We start from the raw sequence: 12,708 nt of genomic DNA on the forward strand, positions 1-12,708 counted from the left end.
TTCTTCGCCTTTTTCCAGGAGATATTATTCCTTTTCAAAACACGGCGAATAGTTTCCCGGGAGCAAGTAAAGTTCCATTTCACCTTGCACCAGTTTACTAACCTTTTAAGAGTCCAGCGARGGAGTGACGACTTTTCAGCATTTGCAGCGGCTTCAGCCGAACGGTGGATGGCTTGAGTGATGATTGAGGTAACGGTTAGACAAAAGGGGGGTGCCCGCCTGTACGCTTATACTGGAGAGCTTTTGGGCCGAATTCATTATAAGCTTTGATCCATTTCCACAAGGTGTGTGTTGCGCGTTTGGTGCTGAAGGCCACCTGTGAAGCGGATTGCTCACAACAGACTTGATAAAGGGCCATAAAGCGTTCGCGCGTCCTATGGTGAGGTTCTGATAATCCAGATTGATAGAGGCATTCTGGGGATTGATTCCATTTATCGTGTAGGACTTTAAGCATGAATCGAATAGTTATGGCAAAAAATGATCTGTAATTATACGTCTTGAATCGTTTTTCGTTTCATGCTTTGGATCAATTTATCTGCTCATTTAGAACCGTATGTTTCAAATGAGTTTTGGTTTACTTATTTTGGGTAACTGCTTGATCGGTTAGTCAAATTTAAGGGTGTCCTTTATTTTTTCTTTATTTTTTCAAACACGGTGTTGTAGAAGACGATACAAAATATGGCTGATGTGTGCAGTATAAATAGGCTGAAATAAAAAATCTGAAACGTAAATTCAGTACATTTCTTTAAAGGTCAGCTACAATTTAACCCATGTTTTTTCGAGTTGAATTATGCGATTCTATCAATTATATGGCTCTTCAGCAGTAGCATTGCTGGGTTTCGCAACAGGAAAAATTACTCAGCATCATTCCGGCTTGCTCGTAGTCATTTAAAATGGATATATCTAGCCCCAAATCAGCAGCAATAACGCTGCATGGTGCTATGAACCGCCCTCGAAACTTATAAATAAAACACAGCAGAATATCGCCATGAACCAGCTTTGGGCCGGACAAAAAGAGTTTAGGGTATAGGGTCGATTCATCAAATTGATTGACCACGGGAAAGCCATTTTCTGTCCTGTCAAAAAGACCTGAAACCGCTCCGAGATGGGCGTCAAAGCCAGTACAATTAATCGGTTTTCCCGAACAGGTCAACTTATCGCCGGTGGTTGATAATAACTCATAGACGTTTTCTGCTACCCGGACTTCATCAACTTGAAAGCCCTGCTGAAGTTCAACCAGGTTCGTATTCGCCATGGCAGACAGTCGTTCTGCAGTATAAGGGCTTAATACACGGCTAGGGTCGTAAGTTTCCTGTTTGTCGTGGCCGGTATTCAATAAAGTAACATACTTACCTCGGGAGGCCAGATTGAACGCTGCATCGACCCCACTTTCGTAGGAGCCAATCACCACGTAGTCTTCTGCCTCGCAGTCATCCCAGGATTTAACCTGACTATTGTGAAGGCAGAGATCACTTCCCCGGAAGGTATTCAGGCGGGGGGATGAAAACTCGCCACCTGCCCAGATTAAATACCGGGTTTTTATGATTTCCCCAGATTCAATCTGCAGCAGAAAACAGTCTTTATTCTGTTGTTTCACCTCAGTGACTTTGGTGCTCTCCAGCACCGACACATCATAATGCTCTGCAACACTGCGCAGATAGTGTGCGTACTCCTTTCCGCTGGGGTGCTCTTTGCCAAGGCTGAACGCCGGTGATGTATCCGGTGTAATCGCATTTAGGTCAGTCTGATGATACCCGTTGCTGGGAAAAGAGGGCGTAATCATACGCATCTCTTTTGGCCAGGCAGTAAAGCTGCTGCCAATCTTGTTGGATTCGCAGACCACCATATCATCGGTGGCGATACCCATTTGTTTTAGTAGAACAGCACAACCCAGGCCCGCAGGGCCGGCGCCGACAATAGCCACTTTTACATCTTTCAAACTCGGATCTCGACTCAGATTACAATGGTGTTATAGTGTAACACTTTCATCATGAGTTATTCCTATCGAGATTTTTTCTGACCAGAATGACGAAAAAAAAGGAGAAAAAAAGAGGAAAAAAAAGGACAGCCACAAACAGAATACTTATTTTGGGTAACTGCTCATTTTTCACATGTGAAATATTACTTTTAGTGTTTTCCTCAACGCATTCACTGGGCTCTAGCGGATATTTTGTAAATTCTACCTGTGAATTTTGAGCAGTTACTATTTTGGCAACCATGCCTAACCTAGTTCACCTGAACCATAAATGGCTATAACGGCTTGCTAAAGAATCCAGGCTGATAGTAAATGGTGTGGTCGGAAAGAAAATTGATTTACTGCAGATCTAGAGAGGTACAGCTCAATACCCAAAGGGTATAGTGTGACACGAGAGCAGAGTCGGTCTGCTCGTAACTGCAATTGAGATGGAGGTAGGCCCTCCGGTGGCGGCTTCTGGAAGTAGCTACCAAACCACCGTAAGCTGCGCCGGTAAAGAGCCGGTGTGGTGAGCGTTACGGAAAAGGCGCAGCAAGACTGCGTCAGGTATGAAATCAGGAGATGAACGCAAGTAAACCACTGATGACGCCTCGAAATGGGTTCCGATGACATCAAAAACGAGGGGTGTGCCTGCCTCGTGATAAGTTCAGGGGCAATCCGGTTACTGCCTGAATGCTCTTTTTCGAAGAGAGCGGGGTATAGGTGGCATGAACTGATTTCAGGCTCTTTTGCGGAACGTGGGAGTCTGTCGCTTTGGTGTTAAGGGAGCCAGCCAAGCAGCTGAACTGTGGAGGCTGTGAGTATCAATACAAAGCACAGAGGAGGACCAGTACGGTGTAGTGATGAGACCTCTGTAATGGAGGTGGAGCGAAAGGACTGGCTTATCCGGTTGAAGCAACAGATCAACCGTCGTTTACAGTTTTCTTTAGAAGACGGAATGAGTCTGATGTCTGAAACAAAACCGTTCACAATTTCTAAACAGCTTGTTTATCAAGCGTGGCTGAGAGTGAAAGCGAACAAGGGGAACAAGGGGAGTGGCGGACTTGATAATCAGTCAGTATCTGACTTTGAAATCAATCTCGGTAAGAACCTGTACAAACTTGGGTAGAGAATAAAGGCAAGGCTGGCACTGCAGGCCATTTCATCAAACTGGGCTGCCAGTACTTTTGGCATGCCCATGCCGCCGTAGGCCGGGTTGCCACCCAAGCCACCTTCAGCAAAGGTTTTGTAGGCTTCCGGGCAGTCGTCATGACTTCTGTTCCTGATCGTTAAAATTATTGATGATCAAAAAGTAGACTAACTGACCGGTTAGTCAAATTTAAGGGTGTTCTTTATTTCGTTTATTTCTTCCTTTATTTCCGTTTCCTTTATTCCCGTTTCCTTTATTTCCGTTGAATCCCCGGTGTTGCCATGTTCCGTTTCTGCGCATTTATTATTGGCAGGGAGGAATAACTCTGCTCGCTCTAAATCTGTATTCATCGCCCAGTGGTCATACCAGAACGATTTCATGGCATTACGCACTGAGCTGTCCGACTGTTTATGTGCAGACCAGGTCAGCAAGCATGGGAAGCCGCAGTCGTCTTTACCATTGATGGCGCTCACTGCTCACTCAGGAGCGCCGTTACCGGTATCTTTTGATTCTGAGGTAAAGGTGTGGCGACTGAAAAGGTCGGAATGATAATCCACCAGTACATATAGTCCGTTGTGAATGGCTTCTTTCATATACGCAATGGCGTTATCCAGATAACCATAATCAATGGTTTCCGGTGCCGTATGAATACCTTCCCAGGCAACGGTATAGCGCACCATATTAACGCCAGTGTTATTGACTAGTTTGTTAAAACTGGTTTTGGCATCGGAGGTATTAGCGAAGGGCTGAAAGCCAAACTCTGCGTGTTTTACTTTGCCTGAGACGTTAAAGCCGCGCAGGCTGATTTCTCTGCCAAAGCCATCAACAAACACTTTATCTTCTTGGTTCTGATAGGTTTTCGAGCGAACAGACAATTGGGTGGTGGCTGCATTCTTTTCAAGGAGCTGGTGTGGGGTCGTGGAGGATGGGTGACTGTACGTCGTTGCTCCGTAGAGGCATAGAGCAGAAGATAGAAGAGTCCGTTTGAAGAGGTGAGCCATAGCGGTCTCCTTTCAATGATGAGGGGAATAAATTGCTGGGAGGCTTGGGAGTAGGTTTGAAAAGCAGTAACATGCACGATTCTTCTGACTCCAAGTCAGTAGAGTGTAGGGGATAAATTGGCTGTCGTGTGGAAAGTAACCAACTACTCTGCGGGGTCTGTTGAATGTTGTGCATACGCAGAAAATCATAAGCCGATACGCCAATACCCGGCCAAAACCCGGTCAATACTCTGGAATGTTGACACGGTAGAAAATAGGAGTATTATTCCTTCTCCGATTAAGCACTTAGTTGAGTGTTTTCAACGGATTACGCACTCGTAGCTCAGCTGGATAGAGTACTCGGCTACGAACCGAGCGGTCGAAGGTTCGAATCCTTCCGAGTGCGCCATATACGAAAAGCCCATCTTATGAAAGTTGGGCTTTTTTTGTGCCTGTATTTTTTTGTACGTAAAAAAGGGAGCTATCAAAGCTCCCTTAGTCCTTAGTAACAGCGTTCAGGCCACGATTGGAAGAGGGTCTTCCTCAAGGTGAGTGCCCAGCTGATCTTCCGCCTGCTGTGCCAGATACAGATTTCGGTACTGTCCATCCTGTCCAAGCAGCGCTTCGTGGGTTCCGCGCTGCACGATTTGACCCTTATCCATCACCAGAATCTGATCAGCATCCTGAATAGTTGAAAGGCGATGGGCGACAGCAATCGTCGTTCTGTTTTCCCGCAAAGTAATCAGCGCTTCTTTAATATGATGTTCAGTTTCACCATCAATGTTGGCGGTGGCTTCATCCAGTAGCAGTATTTTTGGGTTCTGTGCAATGGTTCTTGCGAACGACAGAAGCTGCCTTTCTCCAGTAGAGAGGGCTTTACCGCCAGGGCCTGGTTTGTGTTCGTAGCCATCACTCAGGTTACTGATAAATCGGTCAGCATGAACCTTTCTGGCTGCTACCAATACATCATCATGAGTGATCTGCTGATGGTTCAGGCTGATATTCTCAGCCATGGTGCCGCTGAAAATATAGGGCTCCTGAAATACCAGACCGAGCCCCTGACGCAACTCTTCTTCCGAGAGGTTGGTCAGAGGTTGGTTATCAATCAGAATCTCACCTTGCTGATGCTGATAAAAGCGCATCAGCAAATTAATCACCGAGCTTTTACCGCTGCCGCTATGGCCAACAATGGCAATAAACTGCCCGGGATCAACAGTAAAGCTGACATCATCCAGCGCCTGATTTTTTGAATCATACGACAATGATACGTTTTTGAATTCCAGCTTGCCGTTGTTGATTTTCACGGCCTCAGAAGGTTGGTGCTGGTTAGAGTCTGTCTCTTCATTCAATACCTGAAACAATCTTTCAGACGCCACCAGAGATTGTTGGAGACTGCTCATTTGCATGGTGATCTGTTTGAAAGGTTCAAAGAAGCGATTCAGGTAGTTGATAAAAGCGTACAACGTTCCGATTTCAACCACAGAGAAACCGGACTGATAACCAAACCAGCCCACCACCACGGCAAGGGCAATACCGCCCAGCAAGTTGGTGAGTGGCATCAGCAGTACGCTATCAATATTGATGTTCTTACGTTTAAGATCGCTCCACTCTTTATTGTCTTTATCAAACTGGTTTTGTAACCAGGCTTCTTGCCCCATGGCCTGCACAATACGAATGCCGCTCAGGGACTCATTGAGTCGGGTGTTGATATTCGCCAACTGACTTCTAACACCATGCACCACAGGGTGGCTAATCTTTTGATAGAGATGGATAGACAGCAGCAGCACCGGAATCAGTGATGCCGTCATCAACATCAGTCGAACATCGAGCAGGGACATGGCGATAAAAATGCCAACCACCCTGAAGAATGCCTGAAGGATAGAAGGAATAACGCCCACGAACATCTGACGCAACACTTCAGAATCATTGGTAATGCGAGACACCAATCGCCCCGTCGGCTCACTGTCAAAATAACGCATAGGGAGCTTAAGGGTGTGAGCGAATACCATTCGTCGGATGTCGTGTATTACCTTCAGCGCACTGTTTTGAAACTGCACATTCTGTATGTACTGAAGAATAGACGCACCAAGATAAGTACCCAGCAAGGCCGAGCCCATCATGGCAAGTCCCATAACATCGTCGTTCACACCCGGGGCAATATGCTCATCCAGAATGATTTTCATGATCCATGGAGAGAGCATCTCCAGGCTGGTGGCCAAGAGCAGTATCAGAAAGGCGCCCAGAAACTGCCATTGATAAGGTCGGGCGTACTGAACCAGCTGTAACAGTCCGCGGTAGCCTGATGTTTTCTTGCGATCTTGTGCTAACAACGTAGTAATCCTCAGGTAACATCAGGTTTGTGTTTAGTGGTCGACGGCTGAATATTCAGCGGTTGCAGTAGCGTTCTGGCCTGTTGTCTGAAAATCTTTGCATACCATTGCTCGCCGGCCATAGTGTCATTCATTAGCTGATCATGGTTGCCTTGTTCGATAATGCGCCCTTGATCCAACACCAGAATATGGTCGGCAGTAATCAGTTCTGGTAGACGTTGAGTAACTAGGATAATGGTTTTCTTACCTTTCCCTTCTTTCCTGATAGCCATCAGGTTTTTCAAAATGATGGATTCGGTTTTCATGTCCAATGCACTGAAGGAGTCATCAAGCAATAACACAGGTGCATCCGTCAGTAATGCCCGAGCCAGTGCCAGGCGCTGTTTTTGTCCGCCAGACAGGTTGATGCCATGCTCGCCCAGTAGTGTGTCGTAGCCGTCTTTAAAACCAATGATTTCATCATGGATAGCGGCGAGTTTGGCGGCTTTCTCTACAAGATCAAAACTGGCTTCAGGGGATGAGAAGCGGATGTTGTCAGTAATGGTTCCTGAGAACAGCATGGGCTCTTGAGGAACCCAGGCCAGTTGTTTGCGTAATGAGGCTATGGTCAGCTGTGGCAAAGGGGTGCCACCCATTTTAATGACAGAGCCTGCCGAGAGATCAAACTCACGCAGTATCAGTCTCAACAGTGAGCTTTTACCGCTGCCGGTGCGGCCAGTTATTCCGATGAATGTGCCCATCGGGATATCTAAGGCGATGTCTTGAAGTACCGCTTCTTTTTCATATCCGAAAGATTGGATATCAATAGAAAGCGTTGTATCGCCAGAGACGTCTATTGCATCGTCCGCATTTTGAATTTTTGGCTTACGGGATAAGAGTTTCTCAAGGCGACCCCAGGAAGCACTGCCTCTTTGGAAGACGCTGAACTGCCAGCCAAATTGCAACATCGGGCCAAGCATTTGGCTGAGATAAAGGGTAAAGCTGGTTAGCAAACCCACTGTTAATTGATCGTGGCTGATTAACCACGCGCCACCCATCAATGCGAGTACAAAAGAAAGGCCAAAAAAGAGGCTGACGCTGGGGCCAAAGAGAGAGTCTACCTTTGCAACGCTGGCGTTTGCTTCCACAGCTTCAGCAGAAAGCTGTTCAAAACGTTGTGTCTGTCGTGTGGTTAGCTGATGCGCTTTGACGGCGCGAATACCGGTGATGGATTCCCGAGTTTCTTCGTTCAGGTTAGAAAAGGCAGCCTGAGCTTTTCCAAAGCGTGCATAAAGCGCCACACCATAGCGTTTGGTTAGCCAGACCAGAATAGGAAATGGCAGCATAGACAGCAGTGTTAGTTTACCGCTGACCAGAAAAACCATGGCAAGCAGTACGGTAAAGCCGGCGATGAGAGAATCGATCAGCGTCATGATGCCAACGCCAACACTTTCTTCCACGGCATTCATATCATTGGTGGCATGAGCCATCAGATCGCCAGTGGTGTGTTGTTGATAAAATTCTGGAGACAGTTGTGTGAAGTGGGCAAACAGTCGGCTGCGCTGATGGCGGATCAGTTCTATGGAAGCGCCGTACAGCTTGGCACGCCAAACATAGCGAAAGCCATAAACCGCAATGCCGGACACCACAATGCCGGCAACATAGAGGGTCAGTTGATGGTTTGTAAGGCTATTGTCTTTTATGCCGTCAATGACAAGACCAATCAGCCAGGGTGGCAACAGGTTCAGGGCGGAGACAATCTGCAGACAAATAAATGCTAACAGATACTGCTGCCAATAGTCCCGCAGGATAAACCTGAGTTTCCAAAGTAGTTTCAATGGGTGCTGCCTTTTCTATTTTAAATGGTTCTTTTGTACTAGCACGCCATTGAACTGAAAATGATTCTCATGGTCAACGAAGGGATTACCGAATACACCCTTCGCTGGACGAGAGATAAATGCGTGTTCTGAGCTATCTAATAAGACTTATTGGGTAGCAAATGGTTCCACAGAGACTGGGATAGTTATTTTCTACAGAATCGGCCCATCAGAAAATCTTTCAGCATTACCCAGTCACCCAGAAAGCTGTAGAGAGGGTGTTTAAACGTCGCTGGCCGATTGTGTTCAAAAAAGAAGTGGCCAATCCATGCGAAGAGATAACCACAAATGATGGCTGGTAACATGAAAATATATTCACCAGTAAAAAGTGCGTAACCTGCAATGCAAAGACCGAGAGTGCTGCCGACATAATGCAGCCCTCGGCAGATACGGTTGCTGTGCTCTCTCAGGTAGAAGGGGTAAAACTCGGCGAAACTGTTAAAGCCTTCTGTCTTTTTAGGGTGTTCGACTGCATTCGACATGGGACTGAACCTGATATTTTTATTATTTGAATGATCACTATAAAAGTTAACAGTCAGGTTGGCGAGCATGTTGGCTGTGAATTTAACTACAGGTGTCAGATGTCTTCACAGGTGTCCTGCGGTTAATGTTCGACGGATAGATGTTTGTGCTTACAAGTCCTTATGCGACTACTAAAAACTGACAGTTTAATCATTCCTATTAGGTGAATTCCCTCCTATAAAAAACCAACTATTCCAATAGGATATAGGCATTACAATCTGATTGATTTATGTCCAATAACACTAAGGAGTCCATCTATAAATGTGGAATAGACTGAATAAATCCATGATGTTTTGTCAGATGATGTTTGGCCTCTCCTTTTACGGCGTTATGGTCATCCTGACTCGTTTTTTCCTGGAAGATCTGCAATACAACGAAGCAGACACCATGATGATTGTTGGTGCCTTCTCGTCTATTGGTCCACTGTTTGCCATTGCTGGTGGGTTTATTGTTGATAAGTTTCTTGGCTCCAAACGTGCGTTGACGTTTTCCTATATCAGCTTCACGCTGGGCTATGCACTGTTAGTGTTTGGTGCATCCATTAAAAGTGTGCCGCTTTCTCTGGTGGGTATTGCGCTTGCCAGTTATGCCCGTGGCTTGATGTCACCTTCATATCCAAGCCTTTATAAACGAACCTTCCAGTCTCAGGAAGATTTTGAAAACTGTTATCCAATTAATTATTCCGTCAATAATATTGGCGCGCTGTTGGGTCAATACCTGTATCCAATATTTGTACTGGGTATTGGGTTTACTGGTGGTTTTGCGTTGTCTGCAGTGATGGCTGCACTGGCCGTTGTTGTGCTGTTCGTGTTCAATAAGCCGCTGGTTGAAGTTGGCGAGAATATCGATAAAGACCCAGTGCCGTTTAAACAAATGGCCATGTTCATTGTACTGACAATCGCCATGCTGGGTATGGTGTTCTTCATGTTTTCCGATATGGAGACCGGTCAGTATGTGGTTTACGCTATCGCGGCTTCTGCGGTTCTGTACTTCTTTGCCCAGATGTTCAAGGCAACCCGCTCAGAAGCGTTACGCATGGGCACTATCCTGATTATGGGTGTTCTGACCACTGCCTTCTTTGTTTACTATGGCCAGATGATGACGTCTATGACCATGGTGACTATCAATACCATGCGTGGCGAACTGTTGGGCTTTATTCCTCTGGCACCGGAAGCATCCATGGCTCTGAACCCGCTGTGGTGTATTGTGGCTGGCCCTGCGATCACGGCGATTTTCACTAGCATGGAAAAACGTGGCATCAGCTGGAGTACTGCGACAAAGACGTCTATTTCCTTCATTCTTGCTGCTGCAGCCTTCGGTGTGTTGACCATGGCAGTAAAAGGTATCGGTGAGGATGTGGTGATCAGCCCGAATGTATTTCTGGTGATTCACGGTTTCCTGGCGTTTGGTGAAGTGATTGTTGGCTCGCTGGTGGTTGCGTTTATTCTGTCTGTGGCACCAAAGCGTATGGAAGGTTTCTCGGTTTCTCTGTTTTACATTGCCATGGCACTGTCTGGTATTGTTGGCGCGGTTATCTCCGGTACCGTCGCTATGGAAAAAGGTCAGGAAGTGACCCAGCAATTTGTGCAGACTGTGTATGGTGACTATTTTGGCATGCTGACCATGGCTGCTGTGGCTATGGTGGCTGTTGCTTTGGTCGCTTCCGTGATTGTGCGAAGAATGCTGGCCGCTGCTGATGATTGTGATAAAGAAGGCGAAGCCGCTACACCTGCTATGGCTTGAACCTTGAGTTAATTTCAATATTTATGCGCTGACTCCGGTCGGCGTTTTTTTGTGCTTTTTTTACTATCAGCAATATCGATTAACATGGATTAAAAGAATCGATATGCATAATAAGTGTCGCCTGTTTATCATCTACCTACTCAAATAATTTATCGGGCAGTGTGTGTGAATAAACTACTCAATATCTTCTGGCAATTCTTTCTGCTGGGCTGGACCAGTTTCGGTGGGCCAGCAGCTCACCTTGGCTATTTTCGAACCAACTTTGTTGAAAAGAAAAAATGGCTGACGGATGTCGAATATTCCCAATTGATTGCCCTCAGTCAGTTTTTACCGGGCCCGGGTTCCAGTCAGGTGGGTTTCGCTCTTGGTTATCAACGGGCAGGCCTGCTGGGAGGGCTGGCAGCCTTTGTTGGTTTTACCTTGCCATCTTTTGCCATTCTTCTTGCGGTGGCCATGAGCAGCCAGCTTTTCTTAAGCGCTGACTGGTATCAGGGGCTGATTGCGGGCCTTAAATTATTAGCCGTAGTTGTGGTTGCCGATGCTACGTTGCAGATGTTCCGCTCTTTTTGTAAAAGTCAGTTGACCATTGGCCTCTGCGTGATCAGTGCTGCGCTGCTTTTGTTATTCCCTGGCGTTGTCGTTCAAATGGCGATACTCATTGTTGCCGCAATGATTGGCTATTACTGGTTACCCGGTGACAGTGACAGTCAACAGAAAGCACGGTTTGTTATCTGGCCCTTGGTTCTCTTTGCGGTTTTACTGGTGGGTTTGCCTTTCCTTGTCAGTTTCTCACCAATGGCGAGAGTGATCAGTGATTTCTTCCAGGCGGGCAGTATGGTGTTTGGTGGAGGCCATGTTGTACTACCACTGTTGCAAAGTACAACAGAAGGTTTGATCAGCACGGACACTTTTCTAACAGGCTATGCGGCTGCCCAGGCAGTACCTGGGCCGATGTTTACCCTGGCCACTTATCTTGGCTATTTTGTTTCGGAATCTTCACCTGTGCTGGGGGCGATTGTTGCCACATTGGCGATTTTTCTACCGGGTTTTCTGTTGGTTATTGGCGTCTTGCCTGCCTGGCAAGCGTTGGCAGGCAGAGCAAAAATAGCGGGAGCCGTTGCAGGAATTAATGCGTCAGTGGTCGGACTTCTGCTGTCGGCATTATATTCGCCAGTGTTTATTTCGGCGGTGCACTCTGGCTTGGAAATGGCATTGGTACTGATTGGCGCCTTCCTGCTACGAGGCATGAAGCTTTCTGTTTTCTGGCTGGTCTTGCTGTTCATCAGTGTAGGTATCCTACTGCTCTAACATCGGATCCATGATCATGGTATGACCAGTATCTGATGACCAGATACTGGTTTTTTGTGAATACTTAGCAACCGAACTTCGCCACAACACCCTTAATTACAACCAGAGGCTGCCGAACAATCTTGTATCTCATAAGATTGTAATGATCATGGATAGATTACCTGGCGCAGCCATCCAGCCCCAAAAATACGCAAGCAGTACAGAAATTAGCCAAAAAAGCAGCAATCCTTCAATCAAAAGCGTTCCTGGTAACGCCACAAAAGGGTTGAGAGATAACCCTGTTCCATTTCATTCCGCCCCAGCTTTAACGGCTCGATCGATTCGGGAAACCGTATCCACTAGTTTCATAAATCGTTTGTACAATACGCTGGAAAGCTCACTTGCGTATAAGGTATCCAAGGCATTCGTTTCCGATTTTTATTCAACCACTGTTGGCACTTTGGGTGAAATGTACACAAACATTGGGAAGGCACTGCCTGAGGTTATGAAATTCACTGGTGGGATGGTTGGGTTTAGCGCAGCAATGACGCAGACGGCTGTTGCTGTAACAGCTAAAGCGGCAGAAGAGGCCGGGTATAATGTATCAAACAGCTCAATTGATGGTATTACTCCGCTTTTGGCAACGGCCGGTATTAAAGTTGAGCACATGTCAAAGGATGACATAAACCAAAACTCACTTGAAACCATCGGTTTTATTTTGGTTTTGGCTTAACCGGTTTTCTGATCACCTCTTCCTCCTCGTCAAGAGACGTCTTGGTATGGAGTCTGTCGGCTAACTCGACTGGTTTTTGGTTAATCTGCACGCAGAAGGCTTTGACATTCTTCACCAGTTCATCTTGGGTGCTATGACAATAATGATAAGTTA

11 protein-coding genes and 1 tRNA gene are annotated in these 12,708 nt (G+C 46.4%); 4 read left to right on the forward strand and 8 right to left on the reverse strand.

Features of this window, described 5'->3' with window-relative positions:
- From AKL11_RS26615 to AKL11_RS07880, 5 genes are all read right to left on the reverse strand, one after another.
- Positions 1-185: winged helix-turn-helix domain-containing protein (locus AKL11_RS26615; protein WP_172807267.1), on the reverse strand; the 185-nt coding region annotated here is incomplete at its 3' end.
- A gap of 632 nt (positions 186-817) precedes the next feature.
- Positions 818-1,939, reverse strand: coding sequence for an NAD(P)/FAD-dependent oxidoreductase (locus tag AKL11_RS07860; RefSeq protein ID WP_067516206.1), 1,122 nt, complete (start codon positions 1,937-1,939; stop codon positions 818-820).
- Between the two features lie 1,086 nt (positions 1,940-3,025).
- Positions 3,026-3,181, reverse strand: coding sequence for a hypothetical protein (locus AKL11_RS25080; protein ID WP_157673467.1), 156 nt, complete (start codon positions 3,179-3,181; stop codon positions 3,026-3,028).
- Positions 3,182-3,283: 102 nt separating this feature from the next.
- Positions 3,284-3,577, reverse strand: coding sequence for a hypothetical protein (locus AKL11_RS07875; RefSeq protein WP_067516212.1), 294 nt, complete (start codon positions 3,575-3,577; stop codon positions 3,284-3,286).
- Between the two features lie 3 nt (positions 3,578-3,580).
- Positions 3,581-4,105: a cellulase family glycosylhydrolase gene (locus AKL11_RS07880; protein ID WP_067516213.1), complete on the reverse strand. Its 525-nt coding sequence runs from the start codon at positions 4,103-4,105 to the stop codon at positions 3,581-3,583.
- Between the two features lie 311 nt (positions 4,106-4,416).
- On the opposite strand from AKL11_RS07880, the gene AKL11_RS07885 reads away from it, so the two are divergent.
- Positions 4,417-4,493, forward strand: a tRNA-Arg gene (locus AKL11_RS07885).
- A gap of 106 nt (positions 4,494-4,599) precedes the next feature.
- On the opposite strand, the gene AKL11_RS07890 is transcribed toward AKL11_RS07885, so the two are convergent.
- From AKL11_RS07890 to AKL11_RS07900, 3 genes are all read right to left on the reverse strand, one after another.
- Positions 4,600-6,414, reverse strand: a complete 1,815-nt coding sequence (locus AKL11_RS07890) for an ABC transporter ATP-binding protein (protein WP_067516215.1) — start codon at positions 6,412-6,414, stop codon at positions 4,600-4,602.
- 11 nt (positions 6,415-6,425) lie between these two features.
- Positions 6,426-8,231, reverse strand: a complete 1,806-nt coding sequence (locus tag AKL11_RS07895) for an ABC transporter ATP-binding protein (protein ID WP_067516217.1) — start codon at positions 8,229-8,231, stop codon at positions 6,426-6,428.
- A gap of 185 nt (positions 8,232-8,416) precedes the next feature.
- Positions 8,417-8,752, reverse strand: coding sequence for an Mpo1-like protein (locus tag AKL11_RS07900; RefSeq protein ID WP_067517238.1), 336 nt, complete (start codon positions 8,750-8,752; stop codon positions 8,417-8,419).
- A gap of 301 nt (positions 8,753-9,053) precedes the next feature.
- Here AKL11_RS07900 and AKL11_RS07905 point away from each other — a divergent pair, with 301 nt between their 5' ends.
- The 3 genes from AKL11_RS07905 to AKL11_RS07915 all read left to right on the forward strand — a co-directional run bounded on the left by AKL11_RS07905 (position 9,054) and on the right by AKL11_RS07915 (position 12,555).
- Entirely contained in the window at positions 9,054-10,535 is a 1,482-nt protein-coding gene (locus AKL11_RS07905) for an oligopeptide:H+ symporter (RefSeq protein ID WP_067516219.1), read from the forward strand.
- Positions 10,536-10,700: 165 nt separating this feature from the next.
- Positions 10,701-11,843 (forward strand): chromate efflux transporter, encoded by a 1,143-nt coding sequence (chrA, locus tag AKL11_RS07910; RefSeq protein ID WP_067516221.1) that lies wholly within the window; start codon positions 10,701-10,703, stop codon positions 11,841-11,843.
- Positions 11,844-11,991: 148 nt separating this feature from the next.
- Positions 11,992-12,555, forward strand: coding sequence for a hypothetical protein (locus AKL11_RS07915; protein ID WP_157673468.1), 564 nt, complete (start codon positions 11,992-11,994; stop codon positions 12,553-12,555).
- Positions 12,556-12,708: the final 153 nt, after the last annotated feature.

Source organism: Endozoicomonas ascidiicola, from assembly GCF_001646945.1.
Taxonomy (GTDB): domain Bacteria; phylum Pseudomonadota; class Gammaproteobacteria; order Pseudomonadales; family Endozoicomonadaceae; genus Endozoicomonas; species Endozoicomonas ascidiicola.